The organism is Caballeronia sp. SEWSISQ10-4 2, from assembly GCF_030464885.1.
In the GTDB taxonomy this organism is placed as follows: Bacteria; Pseudomonadota; Gammaproteobacteria; order Burkholderiales; family Burkholderiaceae; genus Caballeronia.
In genome coordinates, this window is the sequence record NZ_JALPRJ010000048.1 from 1 (window position 1) to 14,991 (window position 14,991).

17 protein-coding genes and 2 pseudogenes are annotated in these 14,991 nt (G+C 57.7%); 6 read left to right on the plus strand and 13 right to left on the minus strand.

Annotated features, from left to right (window positions below; all coding sequences use genetic code 11):
• From M0D69_RS27960 to M0D69_RS27970, 3 genes and pseudogenes are all read right to left on the minus strand, one after another.
• Window positions 1-241 (minus strand): annotated as a pseudogene (locus M0D69_RS27960) (ABC transporter permease); the annotation flags it as partial.
• Window positions 234-1,349, minus strand: a complete 1,116-nt coding sequence (locus tag M0D69_RS27965; RefSeq protein ID WP_301785104.1) for an ABC transporter permease — start codon at window positions 1,347-1,349, stop codon at window positions 234-236. The pseudogene M0D69_RS27960 and the gene M0D69_RS27965, both read right to left, overlap by 8 nt.
• A 33-nt stretch (window positions 1,350-1,382) precedes the next feature.
• On the minus strand, window positions 1,383-2,480 hold the full coding sequence (locus tag M0D69_RS27970; RefSeq protein WP_301785105.1) for a BMP family ABC transporter substrate-binding protein: 1,098 nt from the start codon (window positions 2,478-2,480) through the stop codon (window positions 1,383-1,385).
• A gap of 608 nt (window positions 2,481-3,088) precedes the next feature.
• Here M0D69_RS27970 and M0D69_RS27975 point away from each other — a divergent pair.
• From M0D69_RS27975 to M0D69_RS27990, 4 genes are all read left to right on the plus strand, one after another.
• On the plus strand, window positions 3,089-3,421 hold the full coding sequence (locus tag M0D69_RS27975; protein ID WP_301785106.1) for a hypothetical protein: 333 nt from the start codon (window positions 3,089-3,091) through the stop codon (window positions 3,419-3,421).
• Between the two features lie 20 nt (window positions 3,422-3,441).
• A complete protein-coding gene (locus M0D69_RS27980) occupies window positions 3,442-3,819 on the plus strand; it encodes a hypothetical protein (RefSeq protein ID WP_301785107.1) in 378 nt (125 codons plus the stop codon).
• 70 nt (window positions 3,820-3,889) lie between these two features.
• Window positions 3,890-4,381, plus strand: coding sequence for a RidA family protein (locus M0D69_RS27985; protein WP_301785160.1), 492 nt, complete (start codon window positions 3,890-3,892; stop codon window positions 4,379-4,381).
• Between the two features lie 27 nt (window positions 4,382-4,408).
• A complete protein-coding gene (locus M0D69_RS27990) occupies window positions 4,409-5,239 on the plus strand; it encodes a TetR/AcrR family transcriptional regulator (RefSeq protein ID WP_301785108.1) in 831 nt (276 codons plus the stop codon).
• 787 nt (window positions 5,240-6,026) lie between these two features.
• Here M0D69_RS27990 and M0D69_RS27995 read toward each other — a convergent pair.
• The 4 genes from M0D69_RS27995 to M0D69_RS28010 all read right to left on the minus strand — a co-directional run bounded on the left by M0D69_RS27995 (window position 6,027) and on the right by M0D69_RS28010 (window position 8,590).
• The gene (locus M0D69_RS27995) at window positions 6,027-6,650 is read right to left on the minus strand and encodes a hypothetical protein (RefSeq protein WP_301785109.1); all 624 of its coding nucleotides are present in this window, start codon (window positions 6,648-6,650) and stop codon (window positions 6,027-6,029) included.
• Between the two features lie 231 nt (window positions 6,651-6,881).
• Window positions 6,882-7,271 carry a hypothetical protein gene (locus M0D69_RS28000; RefSeq protein WP_301785110.1) on the minus strand — a complete coding sequence of 130 codons (390 nt, stop codon included), beginning with the start codon at window positions 7,269-7,271 and terminating at the stop codon, window positions 6,882-6,884.
• 654 nt (window positions 7,272-7,925) lie between these two features.
• Window positions 7,926-8,297: a type II toxin-antitoxin system RelE/ParE family toxin gene (locus M0D69_RS28005; RefSeq protein ID WP_301785111.1), complete on the minus strand. Its 372-nt coding sequence runs from the start codon at window positions 8,295-8,297 to the stop codon at window positions 7,926-7,928.
• The gene (locus tag M0D69_RS28010) at window positions 8,294-8,590 is read right to left on the minus strand and encodes a type II toxin-antitoxin system Phd/YefM family antitoxin (RefSeq protein WP_301785112.1); all 297 of its coding nucleotides are present in this window, start codon (window positions 8,588-8,590) and stop codon (window positions 8,294-8,296) included. The genes M0D69_RS28005 and M0D69_RS28010 overlap by 4 nt, the downstream gene beginning before the upstream one ends.
• A gap of 286 nt (window positions 8,591-8,876) precedes the next feature.
• Between M0D69_RS28010 and M0D69_RS28015 the strand changes: the two genes are divergently transcribed.
• Both M0D69_RS28015 and M0D69_RS28020 read left to right on the plus strand, forming a co-directional pair.
• Complete coding sequence (locus tag M0D69_RS28015) at window positions 8,877-9,137, plus strand: type II toxin-antitoxin system prevent-host-death family antitoxin (protein WP_301785113.1); 261 nt, start codon at window positions 8,877-8,879, stop codon at window positions 9,135-9,137.
• Complete coding sequence (locus tag M0D69_RS28020; RefSeq protein WP_301785161.1) at window positions 9,134-9,556, plus strand: type II toxin-antitoxin system VapC family toxin; 423 nt, start codon at window positions 9,134-9,136, stop codon at window positions 9,554-9,556. The genes M0D69_RS28015 and M0D69_RS28020 overlap by 4 nt, the downstream gene beginning before the upstream one ends.
• 450 nt (window positions 9,557-10,006) lie before the next feature.
• Here the strand turns inward: M0D69_RS28020 and M0D69_RS28025 are convergent.
• From M0D69_RS28025 to M0D69_RS28050, 6 genes and pseudogenes are all read right to left on the minus strand, one after another.
• Window positions 10,007-11,025: pseudogene (locus M0D69_RS28025) on the minus strand (IS630 family transposase).
• 71 nt (window positions 11,026-11,096) lie between these two features.
• Window positions 11,097-11,402: a helix-turn-helix domain-containing protein gene (locus tag M0D69_RS28030; protein ID WP_301785114.1), complete on the minus strand. Its 306-nt coding sequence runs from the start codon at window positions 11,400-11,402 to the stop codon at window positions 11,097-11,099.
• Window positions 11,374-12,681, minus strand: coding sequence for a type II toxin-antitoxin system HipA family toxin (locus M0D69_RS28035; protein WP_301785115.1), 1,308 nt, complete (start codon window positions 12,679-12,681; stop codon window positions 11,374-11,376). The genes M0D69_RS28030 and M0D69_RS28035 overlap by 29 nt, the downstream gene beginning before the upstream one ends.
• 576 nt (window positions 12,682-13,257) lie before the next feature.
• Window positions 13,258-13,728 carry an RES family NAD+ phosphorylase gene (locus tag M0D69_RS28040; RefSeq protein ID WP_301785116.1) on the minus strand — a complete coding sequence of 157 codons (471 nt, stop codon included), beginning with the start codon at window positions 13,726-13,728 and terminating at the stop codon, window positions 13,258-13,260.
• Complete coding sequence (locus tag M0D69_RS28045) at window positions 13,725-14,351, minus strand: antitoxin Xre/MbcA/ParS toxin-binding domain-containing protein (protein WP_301785117.1); 627 nt, start codon at window positions 14,349-14,351, stop codon at window positions 13,725-13,727. The genes M0D69_RS28040 and M0D69_RS28045 overlap by 4 nt, the downstream gene beginning before the upstream one ends.
• Window positions 14,352-14,466: 115 nt before the next feature.
• A complete protein-coding gene (locus M0D69_RS28050; protein ID WP_301785118.1) occupies window positions 14,467-14,766 on the minus strand; it encodes an H-NS histone family protein in 300 nt (99 codons plus the stop codon).
• Window positions 14,767-14,991 lie beyond the last annotated feature (225 nt).

Sequence of the window (14,991 nt, forward strand, 5' to 3'; positions counted from 1 at the left end):
GCAGCAAGCCGACAAAACCAGCCGCAAGCACGCCGGCCCATGGCGAGCCGGTCAGCAACGATGCGGCGTAACCGCTCATCGCGCCCGACACGAGAATGCCCTCGAGCCCAAGATTTACCCGCCCGCCCTTCTCGGTCAGGCATTCGCCCAGGCTCACGAACAGATAAGGCGTGCTGACGCGGATCGCGCCGGCGAAGAGGGACAGCAGCAGGATCACAAAGGGTGAATGTGCGTCAGGCATGGGTTTGCTCCATCGGCAGGTTGATGTCGGCGAGTGCGGCGGCTTGCAGTTGCACTCGCCACGCGGCGATCCTGCCGCCCAGCGCTTCCCATGCCAGCAGGTTCGCGAACAGCAGGCCTTGCAGCACAAGCGTGGTGGCATCGGGAAGATCGAGCCGGCGTTGCAGCAGGCTGCCGCTCGCTTCGATCCCGCCGATCATCAGCGCGCACACAATGATCGCGAGCGGATTCTGGCGGGCGGCGAAGGCGACGAGAATGCCCGCGTATCCGTAACCGGCGAGTAGCGACGCGTTCGCGCTGCCCTGCACCGCCGCCACTTCGAACATGCCGGCAAGACCCGCCGCCGCGCCGCCAAGCGCGCAGGCGGCCAGCGCAAGCAGGTTCACCGGCAAGCCGACCAGTCGCGCCGCGCGATTGCTGCCGCCGACCACGCGCATCGCAAAGCCCTTGGTGCTGTACTTGACGAAGACCCACGCGGCGATGCACGCGAGGATGCCCCAGAAGAGGCCCCAGTGCACTTCGAGGCCCGGGAACGATCCGATCATCATCGATGGGGGAACGGGGAGCGTAGAGGGCTTGTTGAGACTTGCCGGATCGCGCAACGGTCCTTCGACCAGATGCTTGAACAGCGCAATGGCGATGTAAGCCATCAACAAGCTGCTAATGGTCTCATTGACCCCACGCCATTGCCGCAGCGCGCCCACCGCGCCGATCCAGACTGCGCCCGCCAGCATGCCCGCGAGCGCCATCAACGGTGTGGCGATCAGCCATGGTGTGCTGGTCGGAAGCATCTCCGGAACGATCGCCGCGCACATGCCGCCCAGCGCCAGCGCGCCCTCGCCCCCAATGACGATCAATCCGACCTGCGCGGGCAACGCGACGCACAACGCGGTCAGCATCAAAGGCGAAGCCCGCAGTAAAGTGCTTTGCCAGGCGAACGACGAGCCGAACGCGCCCTGGAAAATCAGGCCGACGGCATCCAGGACCGGTTGCCCCTGCACCAGCAGGAATAACGAAAACAGCACCAGGGTTCCGACAAGCGCGAGCACCGTCGGGATCGCCGGCAACAAGGCGAGCAACACGCGGGCAGTCCGGGCATTGGGACGCATCACGACTCCTCATGAGATTAGCATGACTAATCATCAGATCTGGCCGGCCACGCCCGCCACGAGATAATTCATGCTCTCAAGCGTGTAGTCGGTCTGCACGTGGCTCGTTCCGGAGGCGATCGCGGTGCCCCCTTTGTTATCTTTCACCGGCCCCTTGAAGATCACGAAGTCGCCCGCCATCATGCTGGCCTTGATCGTGTCCGCGGCCTTCTTCGCGTCGGGCGTGACCTTAGCGCCGTATGGCGACATCTTGACGAAACCTTCCTTGAGACCGCCGCGCAGCACGTTGGGCTGCGGCTTGCCGGCCTGCGCGTCGGCGACCAGTTCCTTATAGGGCGTCGCCCAGTCCCACTCCGCGCCGGTGAGATAACCCTTGGGTGCGAGGGCAGCCTGGTTCGCGTGATAACCGCAACTCATCGCGCCGCGCTTTTCCGCCGTTTCCACCACGACCTTCGGCACGTCTATGTGGCACGTCAGCACGTCGCAACCCTGATCGACGAGACTGTTGGTGGCTTCCGCTTCCTTCACGGGCATCCACCAGTCGCCGGTGAAAATAACCTGCGTGGTGATGGCGGGATCGACGGACTGCGCACCAAGCGTGAACGAGTTGATATTGCGCAGCACCTGCGAAATCGGCTTGGCGGCAACGAAGCCAAGCTTCTTGCTCTTGGTCATGTGGCCCGCGACCACGCCGTTCAGATACTGGCATTGATCGATATAACCAAAATAGCTGGCGATATTAGGTGGATTGCCCTGCTTCCATAAACCACCGCAATGCGCGAACCGGACGTTCGGATACTTGGCGGCCATCTTGAGCACATGCGGATCGAAGTAACCGAACGAGGTCGCGAAAATGAGCGTTGCGCCGTCTTGTTCGATCATCGCTTCCATGGTCCTCTGGACCGCTATGGTCTCGGGCACGTTCTCTTCTTCAACGACCTTCACGTTCGGCAGCCTCTTGATGATCGCCGCCGCCGACGCCTGCGCCTGGTTGTAGCCATAATCGCCGCGCGTGCCGACATAGATCACGCCAACGGTTGTTTTCCCCGCAGCGAACACCGACTGGAACGGGGCCATGGTCGCGAGTGCCAACAGGCTCGCGTCTTTGATAAAAGTGCGGCGGCTAGTCATGTCATTCGACTCCTGGTTAGCGGTGATTGAGCTGTTTTCTGGGTTCTGCTTGAAAATATTTTTCATGAAAGACGACATCGAAATTCTCCTCTTATTGAGCCGTGCAAGGGACATCCCAATTGCTCTACTCATGCGTTGTGCGGTTGCCCATTCGCCCGCCCCAACCACATGCTGTCGTAACAAAATTGGTTGTATGCATAATTTGCTTACACACTGACATCACTAAAGAAAAAAACGTGCCAGTTCGATCAACCGGAATGGATCGCCTAACGACCGCGTCGATAGAACCTGCACGCAAGGGCGTATCTGTGCGTTCGTCGAACGCGCGGCCATAGATGATACGGGCCGGACGTAGGCGCCAAGTTAAACGGTAGGCACCCTAATCAGACACGTTTGGTTCGAGTTGGTGCAAATTTGCCCAACTATGCACGCACGCGACTTGCTGCTCCGTGGCAGAAAACGCCTGGCGTTCTCTTTCAACGACGAAATTTAGGATGTGGAACAGTTCTTTCTTTGAAAGTAAGCAAATTATGCGTACTATATGTCCAGACTTCTGCTTTTGAAGTCGTGCAACGATCAAAGTTCAACGGTGACTCAAGGATTGACTCATGACTGACAGGCTCGGCTACCGGCTCAAGATCGGCGTCGTTACTCCATCAACCAACACTACGGTTCAACCGGAAATGGATAGCATGCGGCCACCGGGGGTGACAAACCATATATCGCGCATTCACATAAGCGACTTGCCACTAGGTAACGACATCCAGTTCACCGCTATGGTCGACGCCATCGAGTCGGGCCTGTTTCCCGCTGTCGATCTTGTCATGCCTTGCGCACCCGATCACCTGCTAATGGGCATGTCTATCCCGACCTTTTGGGGTGGTGCCAGAGGCGCAACGGCATTGCACGCGTGCATGGAACAACAGCCGGCATTCCTGTGACAATGGGATCACACGCCTGCGTGGCGGAACTTCAGTGTTTCCCAAACGTTCGCCGTCTCGGCATACTGACGTCCTATCAACCTGTCGGCGATGCAAATGTCTCTCGTTTCTTCGAGGAAAGTGGATATGACGTCGCCGCCGTTCATAGCTTGAAGAGGCCAAGCGAGGTACAGATTGCACATGCGACCGGCGACATCGCGGCATTGGCAGCGTTGAATGTTGATGCACTGGTGCAGGTCGGAACCGATCTCGCTGTCGGCGATCTCGTGACGTCAGCGAAGCAGTCGCTCGGGATTCCTGTAATCGCGATCAATACTGCGACGTACTGGCTGGCGCTCAAACGATCTGGTATAGCAGATCGTCTACCCGGTCATGGCCGGCTGACGACGGATTTCTGACAGTTCGACAGCGATCGCGTCAAGACCACCGGCTCTCTCACAAACCACAATCATGACTTCCATGCACTCTATGCCTCTCCATTCCGACGAACTTGGCAGCGGCGAAGCGCTGCGGCGCCTCGAAGCATTGGGACTCGCCCTGCCGGCTACATTGAAGCCGCGCGGTACGTTCAAGCCTTTCACGAAATGCGGTTCACTGGTCTTTTTATCGGGTCAAATTTGTGAATGGGAGGGTGAAGTTCAATTCGCAGGGCCCGTCGGATCCATACACGGCCTCGAGGCTGCCCAGCATGCTGCGCAGATTTGCGCCTTGAACCTGCTTGCCGCTTTGAAGCTTGCTGTGGACGGCGATTTCGACCGCGTCGTTGCCTGCCATCGCATGGGAGGATTTGTCTATTGCGTTCCAGGCTATCTCGACGTTCCCCAGGTCATTAATGGAGCTTCGAATCTGATGTTCGAGCTTTTCGGTGAGCGCGGCAGACATGCCCGCACGGCGGTCGGCGTGGCAACGCTACCTGCGGGCGCGAGCGTTGAGGTCGACGCCATCTTCGAGGTACGCTGAGCGGCACCGCGGCGAAGTATTCGGGACTTGATCAAGGGGGAAGTGATGCGTTCTACAGGTCGTAAGGTTGGAAAGCAAGTCGAAATAGCAAGCGATACAGAGATAAAAAAGATCGGTCTGCGCGAGAAAGCGGGCTCCGTGGCGGCAAGGGCCTCGAGCAATCCGATGCCGCGCAATGGCCCCGCGACTGCAGAGCGCATCCTGCGGGCGGCGATCGACGAGTTTGCAGAACATGGATACATGGGCGCACGCGTCGACGCGATCGCCAAACGTGCAAATGCGAACATGCGCATGCTTTACCACTATTTCGGCAACAAGAACGAGTTGTACGTTAAGGTTCTCGAGAGTGTATTTGGCGACATCCGCGAACAAGAGTCTAAGCTGAACCTGAAGGATGTAGCGCCACTCGATGCCATGATTCGCCTTTTCGATTTCACCTATTCGCACTTTGCCGCGAATCCGCTTTTCATCCGCATTCTCACCGGCGAAAACTTCGCCGAAGCGCGGCATCTGCACGAATCGCAGATGGTGCCGGCCTTGACCTCACCGCTGCTTGGGACGATAAAGGACGTGTTGAAACGCGGCGAAACGCAAGGAATTTTTCGCAAAGGGATCGACGCATTGCAACTGTACGTCAGCATGGTATCCCTGAGCTACTTTCATATTTCCAACGCTCCGACACTGTCGTGGATTTTTAGTGTCGACTTGCGAAGCCCGAAATGGCGAGCAGCGCGGCAAGATCATGCGCGAAGTATGCTGCTCAGCTATCTTCTGTCGAACTCAAATGTGTCGCCCAAAGGCTCTCGAAAAACAGCGCCAACGAGCGTTGTCAAGACCCGTTTGCCAAGTAAATCCTAATGGCACATCAACATGCGGCTTTCGCTTCGGAAAAGGACACGCCGTGATGGCAACGACTTGGCATGACGCTTCGCATTGAATCTAAATCAACAAGCGAAGTTCGAGGGCATGTCACGTTGGCATGCCCTCGAACTTTCCCTGTAGGAGAATTTATCCCTTTCGTAGCGCAGATGTGCTACTTGCCAATTTGGGTGACGCACAAAGAGGGTGCCAGATAGCGCATTCTTGCTTTTCATAGCTTGTAGTCCTCTATGATTTCAGGCAGTTAGCTCGTCATGAAAAATTGGCATATGTCTTGCGTACCTTAAAGTATGCATAACTCTGCATTAACCCTTAATTGCGCAGACGGTGACGCCTCTCTCCATGACAAGCATTCAAACCAACCTGCCTCAGATCGGCAGCGCAGGCGACGCTGGCAAGTGCGACGATGCGCTATATGGGGTCGCTTCAGAGAACGAAAATAAAGCACGTTAAGCCGATGAAAGCCCGAGCTTAGGTATCCAGCTATGGTGCGGCGAACGCCTCATCCATCTGCCGGGCGCGCTTGACCTCGTCGCTCTGCAGGTAGATCAAATGTGCTGCAGCACATTTGATCTACCTGCACACGCCCGGCGAAGATCGCCACCGGGAGACCGAGGAAAAGCACCGCATCGACTGGTAGTCACCGCCAAAAATTGCACAAAAAGGTCGATTAACCGAACCAGCGAACGGGACACGCAGCCCAGTTTCCCAGTTGCGTGCAGTTGGAGATCTAGCCGTCACCGTGACTTCCCGACAAGGTGACAGGCTACCGAATTGCGTAGCGTTGCCGGATGCGCTCTTCGTCAGCACGTAACTCTTCGAAATACTGCGCCTCGGTGGGCTCCGGGAGAAGATCGGCAACTGTCCTTGGGTCGCTACCTGGCAGCCCCGCCAGCCGCTGAAGCAACGCCGCATGTTCCGACTTGCACTCAACCGGGAATACGCGTACGCCCGCCGTGAGTAGCCAGATAGTTCGGGTGATTCCATTCGTGAAACCGAGCAGGTTCGAATGTGGTCCTTCCTGCCACTCAACATACTTTCGGATACCGAAATAACGAGACCTCACTATCTTTACCTGTTCGACATATACACCACACGAAACAGAAGCGAGCGGCACCGGATTCCATTCACCCTTCGAGAAACCAGCTTCGGCATGATGAAACTTGTAGTCGGACGGCCAGTCTTTCGGGCCAAGGTGCGCGACTTCCGGATGACTGCTGTACGGTTGCCGCCAGAGTTCCAGAAAACGGGTTGCGTCTACCTCGACCACAGCCCTGCAAACGGAGGGATCGGCGACGGACATAAAGACGTCGCCGCGCGTGACGGTAGGAACCCGAAACACGGCCTGCCGTTTGCCGGAAATTCTTGCGATAGTGTGGAGCGTTTCCATTATTCGTTGATCCTGACACGTAAAGCCAGCCCGCCTGCGCAGGCCGATGCCGTCCTCCGACTAGCTCGCCGTGATAACGTCGATCCCGGCGAACAAAATGAAACATCGACCGACGATCATCGGACCGGGACCGCACCTGGCCGATGGGAGTCTTGGCCAGCGCCTCTTGCGCGACAACCCCGGCCGAAGAAAAGCACCGCATTGACTGGTAGGCCGGTCAGGTCACCGCCGTCATGAATCGGAATCCTCTCCTTCAATCTTCTTCTCCCACGCGATGCTCGCATCGAGCGCGCGGCGCATTTCCTTCGCCCAAATGGAAAGCTGGGAAATTCTATGGCTGTACCAGGTCTCGAGCGGAATGAAGTAGGCCTCCAGATAAGGGACCAATGAACCCGACCAGGCGCCAATATGGAGTCGACCGTTGAGCGCGTCACGAAACGCGGCGTGCTCGCCGTATCTTGCCGCGAGCCTTTCCATGGCCGGATGCCAGGCGGTATTTCCGGCATCGTCCTTTTCGAAGAGCGGATAGAATTCGCAGAGAAACGACACGCGAGTGGGCGCATCGGCATCCGCCCACTCGAAGCACTCTGCCTCGGGAATACCGTACAAGGGATACGTCATTCAGCAGCTCAGATTCCACACCGATCGTGATGCCCGAATCCGCGTCAAAAACGGTCTCAAAATCCCGCTGTCGAACGTTTTCCCTCGAGGGAGACCTAGCGTTTATCGCTTCGACAAAAGAGTAATAGCGGTCGAACGCCGCGTCGATATCAAGTTCAAGGTCGCGTGCCTCGGGATTGCTGTCATCCGGGTCATCGATGCACACACGCAGACAGTCCGAAAAATAGACCTGGAGAGCAACGCGTAGTACGGGAGCGTGGCCATTTATAGTACGGATCATTCGCGTCTGCTCCTTGGCTTTTTTCAAAGCGTTGGTATCCAGTCCGTTCGTTCGACCCTTTCGTCCAGAGCGAGCGTCGAGCGTTTTCCGTCGAAGTGGCACAGAAATCCCGCTCCCTTGCCATCCGTTCCTGCCACGCCGGTGCACGGACCGATGTTCTCAGTAAAAAGCTCGCGCTCTGTATCGGTCGGCAGGAGGATTCTGAAAGCCCGTTGTCTTACTTTTGCGACCATCTCATTCTCTCTTGTTGTATCCAGCGGGGCTCACGATTGCGTGTGCATCACCGCCGGCTTGTTGATTGATAAAAAAGAAGCCGACCTCACAAAGGTCGGCTTCTCGTTCGGGGGATATCCCGGCTGGGTTGCTCTGATGTCCTATTCTGTTTCCGGCGCATACCCCAGCTCTCGCTGGTGGCGAATGGACAGCAACAACACACGCGTGTCTGAGTGCGCGTACAAAATCAGATGGGAGCGCATGATGTATTCCCGCAGTTCAGGCAGGTTTGCTTCACTGGCCAGCCGCAGCACGCGTTCCAACCGGCTCTGACCCTCGACCGAATTCGCGGCAAGTACGCCCGCTGGACGGCCAATTTTCGGATGGATCGCCACGAGATCGCCGAACCGGTGGATCTCGCTTATCAGGTCGTCCATCCTGCCTGCTGCTGAACTTACGTCTTGCACCAACAAGAACTCTTGAATCGTCTCCAGCCGTTCTTCCAGGGTCTCCGCAAAATCAACACGCATCATTTCTTGGACGGAGCACGACGCCGCATTGTGTCGCGCAGTTCAGCCAGAGGTTTGGTCCGGCCAGCAAGTGCATCCCGGAGACCCTTCTCGGCGTCATCCAGCATGACCAGTCGGCCGTGTTCCGCTTCGAGGGCGTGGTAATAATCCAGCTTCCGTGCGTCGACAATCGCCACGTACGCTGAGCCGTTCTTCGTCAGAACCTTCTCGGCGCCTGCGACCACATCCTCCGCCAGCTCCGTCAGGCGTGACCGGGCCTCACTAATTGGTACCACATCATGGGTTCGGAATGACATAGTTGAATCCTGTACGAAATTCGTTAACAGAAATGTACAAACATTCGGGCGAACAGTCAAGCCAACCCGTCCGCGCGCTGCTCCATCAAGTCTCTGGTTCATTCGTCGTCGAAGTTGAAGTTGAGCCTCTTCGGCGCGAGCCATGCCACCAGGTCAACCTGCTCCTGACAGATCGTCCGGGCAATCGAAAGCTCGATGAGTCAGCTCCGCCTATAGGCTTCCTCGAACCGACTTGAAATCAGCCCAAAATGTAGTAACATGGCTACATTCATTAAGGAGGCTCACCGTGAACGCCACGACTATTTCCAGCCGCGAATTCAATCAGTCGGCAAGCGAAGCCAAGAAGGCTTCCGCGAACGGGCCTGTGTTCATTACGGATCGGGGGCGGCCGTCTCACGTTCTGTTGAACATCGATGAATACCGCCGCCTCGCTGGTGGCTTTACGACACTGCTCGAAGCGGTAGCCATGAAGAACGATGACGTCGACGATGGATTCGAAGCGCCGCGCGCGGAAATCGGGATCCGTGCGGCTGACCTGGACGACTGATGTTTCTGCTTGATACGAACGTAATTTCAGAAATCCGTAAACCGAAGACCGCCGACCTGAACGTGATCGCGTGGGCATCTTCTGTTCCGTCCGCTGCGCTGTTTCTTTCCGCCATTACAGTACTTGAGCTGGAACTCGGTGTCCTGCAGCGGGAACGGAAAGACCCGGTACAAGGTGTGGCTCTGCGCAGATGGCTCGAGGGCCAGATCCTCCCACAGTTCACGGGGCGGGTTCTGGCATTCGACCAGGTAGTCGCACTTCGTTGCGCCCGGTTGCACGTTCCGGATCCGCGCGCGGAGCGCGATGCCATTATCGCCGCGACGGCGCTTGCGCACGGGATGACCGTGGTGACTCGTAACATCAAGGACTTCGAGGCTACTGGCGTGCCGTTGCTGAATCCGTGGAAGTCACAGCCATAAGTCATTCCTAATCTGACGCCTGATCGTCCGAAGTCCGGTTTCGACGAACCCCGAATCACTTGCCCTCGGGCGCGCCCGAGCGTTGCCCGCGTTCGAACTGGCATGCACGCGACCCGGGGGCGTTCTACGCCGCTGCTCTACCCGCTTCGCCTCATCGATGTCGCCGGTCGTTTTGTTCCGCGTGCCCTACGCGTGACACGCGGCCGGCAACCGATTGATCTGTCGCATCGAGTCGGGCTTATGTCCAATAGCCTGAGCGGTAAGCGCTCACGCCGGCGTACCCGGTTCGACCGACCACATGATCGCGGGCGGTCACGCTGTGAGCCGCCCTCCCCGGCTCGATCGGTCGCGAATCAGCGCGGACGTTCTGTTTTCTAATGTTGATAGCCGGCATTATCAGCATTGAAGAATTTATGTTCAATCAACGATCGGCGCTATTTAACATCTCATCTAGTGTTCCGTTCCGCTAATTCTCGTACAAAGTCTTTGTAGCTTTGCGAGGATGGAGTCAGCGGAAGCGGTCCATGTAAAAGGTTTGCAATTCTCGTTGTAGTGGGAGACGAATTGATCGATATGCTTAATCAGTTGCTTAACCGAGCCGAACGAACCGCGACGTATGGCCTTGCCGGTGATCAACGCGAAGAAGCGTTCCACCTGGTTAAGCCACGAACTATAAGTGGGGCTGAAATGCATGTGCCACCGAGGCCGCGCAGCCAGCCATGCCTTGACCTTGGGATGCTTGTGGGCACTGTAGTTGTCGACGATGCAGTGCACGTCGAGACCTTCGGGCACCGCCTTGTCAATCTCGCGCTGGAACGACAGAAACTCCTGGTGCCGTGACGGACATAGTCATGCGTGACGCCCTCAACGTAGCCGAAGCCCATCGGCAGCATGAGCTGCGTGCGCTCAAGCGCCTGACATTGGCTTTTCTCGTCTACGCACAGCACCAGCGCGTTCTCCGGAGGGCTCAGGTACAGGCCGACCACGTCGCGCGGTTTCTCGATGAAGAACGGGTCGGTCGACAGTTCGAAGCTTTCGCTGCGGTGCGGCTGGAGGCCCAGCAGTTTGAAGTATCGATGGACGCTGGTCGCAGAGATGGTCGTCTTCGCGGCAATTGTGCGTACGCGCCAATGCGTGGAGCCGTCGGCAGGCTTGGTATGCAACGTCTTGTGGATCAACTCGGCCACCCCTTCCGTCATCGATCGTGCGAGGCTTGCCGGGCCGCACTTCGTCTACAGACCGTTGATGCGCTGTTCAAGGAACCGGGCGCGCCATTTACCCACCGTGGCACGCGTCAGTTGCAAGCGCCTGGCAATCTCGCTATTTGGTTCGCCAGCGGCCGCAGCCAGAACAATGCGTGCCCGTGTAACCAGCGCAGCCGGAATCGAGCGCGAACGCGCCATCCAAGCAAGTTGCGATTGTTCGGCATCGCTCAACGTCAACTCCACCTTCGGTCGTCCCATCGGCATGCTGGTATCTCCCGTTTCGTTGATACCAACATCCTACGCAAACATAGTTCAGTTAACAACGGAACGGAACACTAGCTTGAGCTTGGCGAAGGTGGTTCGTTCCGCTTAATCGGGATGAACCCGACCTGCAGCCCGAAGAGCTTCGCCACGCTGTTGAGCGAGTCGACGGTTGGATTTCCCGTCCCGCGCTCAGTGTCCTGAACGACCCGACGGCTGACGCCTCGGTGCGCAGCGAATTCCGCCTGAGTCAGGCCGGTCATCTGGCGCATCGCTTTCATGGCCTCAGGAATGGTCATGTCGCCCCGGCTGATCCGTTCATAGAATGCACGGCGCAGGGCATTCTGCTCTTCACGGGTTGGTCGGTCCCGACGGGGCATGATAAGCCTCTGGCGGTTGAAGGGCTTTCAGTTGTCGGACCTGCGTATCAACGTTCTGCGTCAGGAACTCGATGATGTCTTGATCAGCGCCCTGCTCTTCCATGATGTCGGGCAGGCGTTCGATCTGCGCGGCAAAGCGGCTCAATTCGAAGGCGAGCATTCGGCGCTCGTGCTCAGGTACAGGCAGCGCCGCAAGCACGTCGGCCCAGTCCGTTATCTCAACCCGGGTGTCTGGCCGATACCATCTCAGCGCACGTGGAATCACCTCGGGATCGAGGTACATCGGCGCGAAGTCGAACAGGGGTGTGAGCCGAACTTTGCCTTCGACCCACTGCACGGCTGTATTGCGCGCGTGATTGTCCGTGTTGCGCATCGCCAGATTGAGCACATCGCGCTTGATGAATTCGAGCGTTTCGGCTGATGGATCGGTCACCACCTTGCGGATCCAGGCCACGACCTCGAAGAGGCTCGGACGCAGGTCAAAGCCTGTTAGCCCCAGAATAGATGCCACGCTTTCCTGATGGAGGCGCACGACTTTCCCGTTGCTCGCGATCCGGTCAAAGCGCGGGACCAGCAGAACGTCTCCGTGAAGGCTTGGCAACTCCGCGTGCGTGCGGATACCCAGCGCGGCGGCCACCCGCATGTACGCCGCTTCATTGCGCAGGATCTTGTTGTCGGCCGCGCTATTGCCGCGCGGCAATTTCGCGATCAGATGCTGGGTAGCGTCGGCATCGGGCAGGATGGCATCACCGTGCAGCAGGCCCGCTCGGTCCCGCGTTAGAAGGTATTTCGGCGCCGCACCCTGAACCCCCGTGGTGCCGGTGCTCAGCATCCCGTGCAGGAACATCCTTTCCTTGAACTCCGCGCTGCGCAAGACGACGTCGTCCGTCGTCAGGCCGGGCAGGCCGCGCGCGGCCGGATGCCGGGCCACGTGCGTCTCAAAATAGTCGACCGCCTCGGCAACTCGGATTCGGCCGACTGGATTGAAGGCGCCCGCGCAGATCAGCGGGAAGTCCGCGTCAGGGCCATCCTGTAGTTTCAGCTCGCCCAACAGGAAGCGACGGCCGGCACCCTGCGGTACGAGGTCGTAGAGGAAGGCGGGCATGGTCTTGGCTGCGCGGATATCCGTATCGACGGGCTCAGCCAGTGATAGCGGAGCGTCCGTGTGGTCGACGGCATACATAACCAGATGGTTCCACTGGCAAAGGCCGCTGTTGAGTTCGATCTGAGCGCAGTCGACCCAGTGGTCATCTAGGAATATTTGCAAGGTGCAATCCATGGGGCAACTCCTTGTGCATCATAAATGTAGCACGACGGGCCGATCCAATGGTAATGCGCTTCTTATAAGCGGCGTTTGGTCGAATTGCCAGCTAAATTGCATGAAGATCCGGCGTTGGTTTCCACCAAGCGGTGGAAACTATCCTTCGAAGTCAGCTGGAAGACGACAGCTTTGTCGGCGACCGCGCGCTGGCTCGCGCCAGAACAGATCGTCTGTCGCTACGATATCCGCGCAGTCGCATATCCAACTGCCTCCACTGCGTGTTTGAGGCATTGAATCAGCCGATTTTTTTGCTGCCAACGGATCTTCCGACGATCAACGAAGCACTTGAGTCATGCGGATTCATTAAACAGCTTGGGCAGGCCATCTCATTAGCGATCTTGTAATGCCAGCGTATGGCACCGCCGTCCCCTGTCGCTGCGATATGTTGTGTCGTGTCGTCGCTGGGGGAAAACTTCGCTTATGTCAAACGTACATATTGAGACGATACCCAATGTCTTCGTCAGGCAAGTATCCTCGACCGCTCCGGTTGCCCTAGTCTTTCACCCGACAACGAAATCGCTTACGGCCGCCGGTTCACTTGAAAAGGCGCCGATCCAGCTCGAAGCGCTGCTTATGCAGCACGACTACATGCTTCATGCCAGGATGTGCCGGATTGAGGATCAGGTTGTCGTCATTCGGGCAAACGACTGATGGAACGCGCATGGCGAGCCGTTTGCCTTCTTCTAGCCATTGCCTCGAAAGATCGACTGTGGAGGCCGGGTCATGATCTAACGCGTTCCAGTCATCCGGCAGATCTGGCACGTAAGCGCTCGACACTGCTTTGTCCGGCACTTCGAGCGTGACCAGATAAAGGTTCGCCACCGGCAAGAGTCCCGACGCGTGAACGCGCGCCTCGAGGACTGCCGTTGATGCGTGACAACATGTGTACACCACCGCGACGCCTCGCGGATTCCAGCGACCACCTGCAAGCGCCGCACCGTTACCGCTCAAGTCGTCGGCCCGGTACTTGCCAGACTTCTCTTTTGCAAGACGAAACACCTTCATACGGTAACGCCATATTCAAGTCGCAGGAGAATGTCACGAACACGGTCGTACCCGGTTTGGGTATCCAACATGTCCAACGGCCGTTCATCGCGCAATTGGACATTGGGCCTTAACAGCCACTCGGCGGCGAGTTTTTCGTCCTCGAGAACGTCCTTTGCCTGTGCGTAAGCCAACATGGTGCGCGCAGCGCGGTCCGACTCACTCGCGCTGAGCCGCTCCCCCTGTGAAATCTTGCGATTGATCGTGCTGCTGGGTAGGCGCAAACTGGCCAGCAGCGTCTGGACCGGGATGTCCAGCAACTCATTGGCGATGCGGCTGACGATCACAGCCTCCATACCATCGCGAATCAAGTGAGACTGTTCGATCTGGTCGAGGCCGAGAAAGAAGGTGAAGTCGTCGTCCTGAGACCCCAGCCCGTCGGTCCCGATATGCGCGAGCCTTGCGGCTGTCGCCGACTTCGCCGCTGAGTCGCGAACCTTTTTACTGCGCGAATGTTGCCGTTTTGCGATTGCTTCTGCCGTCATGCCGTTCTCCAAATGAGCAACAACTGATACCCATTTTATAGATTTACCAAACGGTAAGCAATAGATTCCCATTCGAGCAGGCGCGCCCGTGTGTGCCATTTACCGCTGAATCCCCGAAAAAGAAGCAGATTAAACAGCCCGTAATAGAGGTCGTCTCAGAATTCGGAAAAAATCGTACGCTAGCAGAGGCCGGCATCTCTGGTAACTCGCCCGCTCAATGCGTTCTTGTCATCGCCCTAGGCCCGATAAAGCGTGGCTCGATGGACACCAAGCAGGCGGGCAACCTCAGCTCTGCGATCAGGCAATTTTCTCGCTCCTGGTCCGCCATCCAACGTGGTGCCCTCCCCCGGCCGCTCCACGTGGCACCCGATAGGGGATCACGATACTTGGCTGCAACTGGACCGGACTGCTTCCGCGGACCGCGACGAACAGCCAGGTCTTCACGCTTGATCTCGAAAAGCGCCATTTGCTCGAAGATCCAATCGATCACGTCGCGGTGCTCAAGCGCGTGCAAATTTCCTCATGCTCAGGCGGCAGCGATAGTCGGCAATTTGCACAATATGGTCGGCTCCGGCCATAGCGGCCGGCTCGACGGATCGCGGCGTGATCGGCCTGAGACTCAGGGCCGATTTCGTGGGCGTGGCAATGGCAGTTCGCTTGCCGTTGCCACGTGTCACGTACCCGTACCTGGAAGGCCGATGCGTGACTTAACTGCAGGGAAGAGGTGCAGCATTGATTG

Excerpts from the sequence above, each read along its gene's own strand:
- M0D69_RS28030 (WP_301785114.1), bottom strand. The coding sequence starts at position 11,402 with ATGCCCCGTCGGGACCGACCAACCCGTGAAGAGCAGAATGCCCTGCGC.
- M0D69_RS27970 (WP_301785105.1), bottom strand. The coding sequence starts at position 2,480 with ATGACTAGCCGCCGCACTTTTATCAAAGACGCGAGCCTGTTGGCACTC.
- M0D69_RS28010 (WP_301785112.1), bottom strand. The coding sequence starts at position 8,590 with ATGTCATTCCGAACCCATGATGTGGTACCAATTAGTGAGGCCCGGTCA.
- M0D69_RS28045 (WP_301785117.1), bottom strand. The coding sequence starts at position 14,351 with ATGGCACACACGGGCGCGCCTGCTCGAATGGGAATCTATTGCTTACCG.
- M0D69_RS28000 (WP_301785110.1), bottom strand. The coding sequence starts at position 7,271 with ATGACGTATCCCTTGTACGGTATTCCCGAGGCAGAGTGCTTCGAGTGG.
- M0D69_RS27965 (WP_301785104.1), bottom strand. The coding sequence starts at position 1,349 with ATGCGTCCCAATGCCCGGACTGCCCGCGTGTTGCTCGCCTTGTTGCCG.
- M0D69_RS27995 (WP_301785109.1), bottom strand. The coding sequence starts at position 6,650 with ATGGAAACGCTCCACACTATCGCAAGAATTTCCGGCAAACGGCAGGCC.
- M0D69_RS27975 (WP_301785106.1), top strand. The coding sequence starts at position 3,089 with ATGACTGACAGGCTCGGCTACCGGCTCAAGATCGGCGTCGTTACTCCA.
- M0D69_RS28005 (WP_301785111.1), bottom strand. The coding sequence starts at position 8,297 with ATGATGCGTGTTGATTTTGCGGAGACCCTGGAAGAACGGCTGGAGACG.
- M0D69_RS28035 (WP_301785115.1), bottom strand. The coding sequence starts at position 12,681 with ATGGATTGCACCTTGCAAATATTCCTAGATGACCACTGGGTCGACTGC.
- M0D69_RS28040 (WP_301785116.1), bottom strand. The coding sequence starts at position 13,728 with ATGAAGGTGTTTCGTCTTGCAAAAGAGAAGTCTGGCAAGTACCGGGCC.
- M0D69_RS27985 (WP_301785160.1), top strand. The coding sequence starts at position 3,890 with ATGCCTCTCCATTCCGACGAACTTGGCAGCGGCGAAGCGCTGCGGCGC.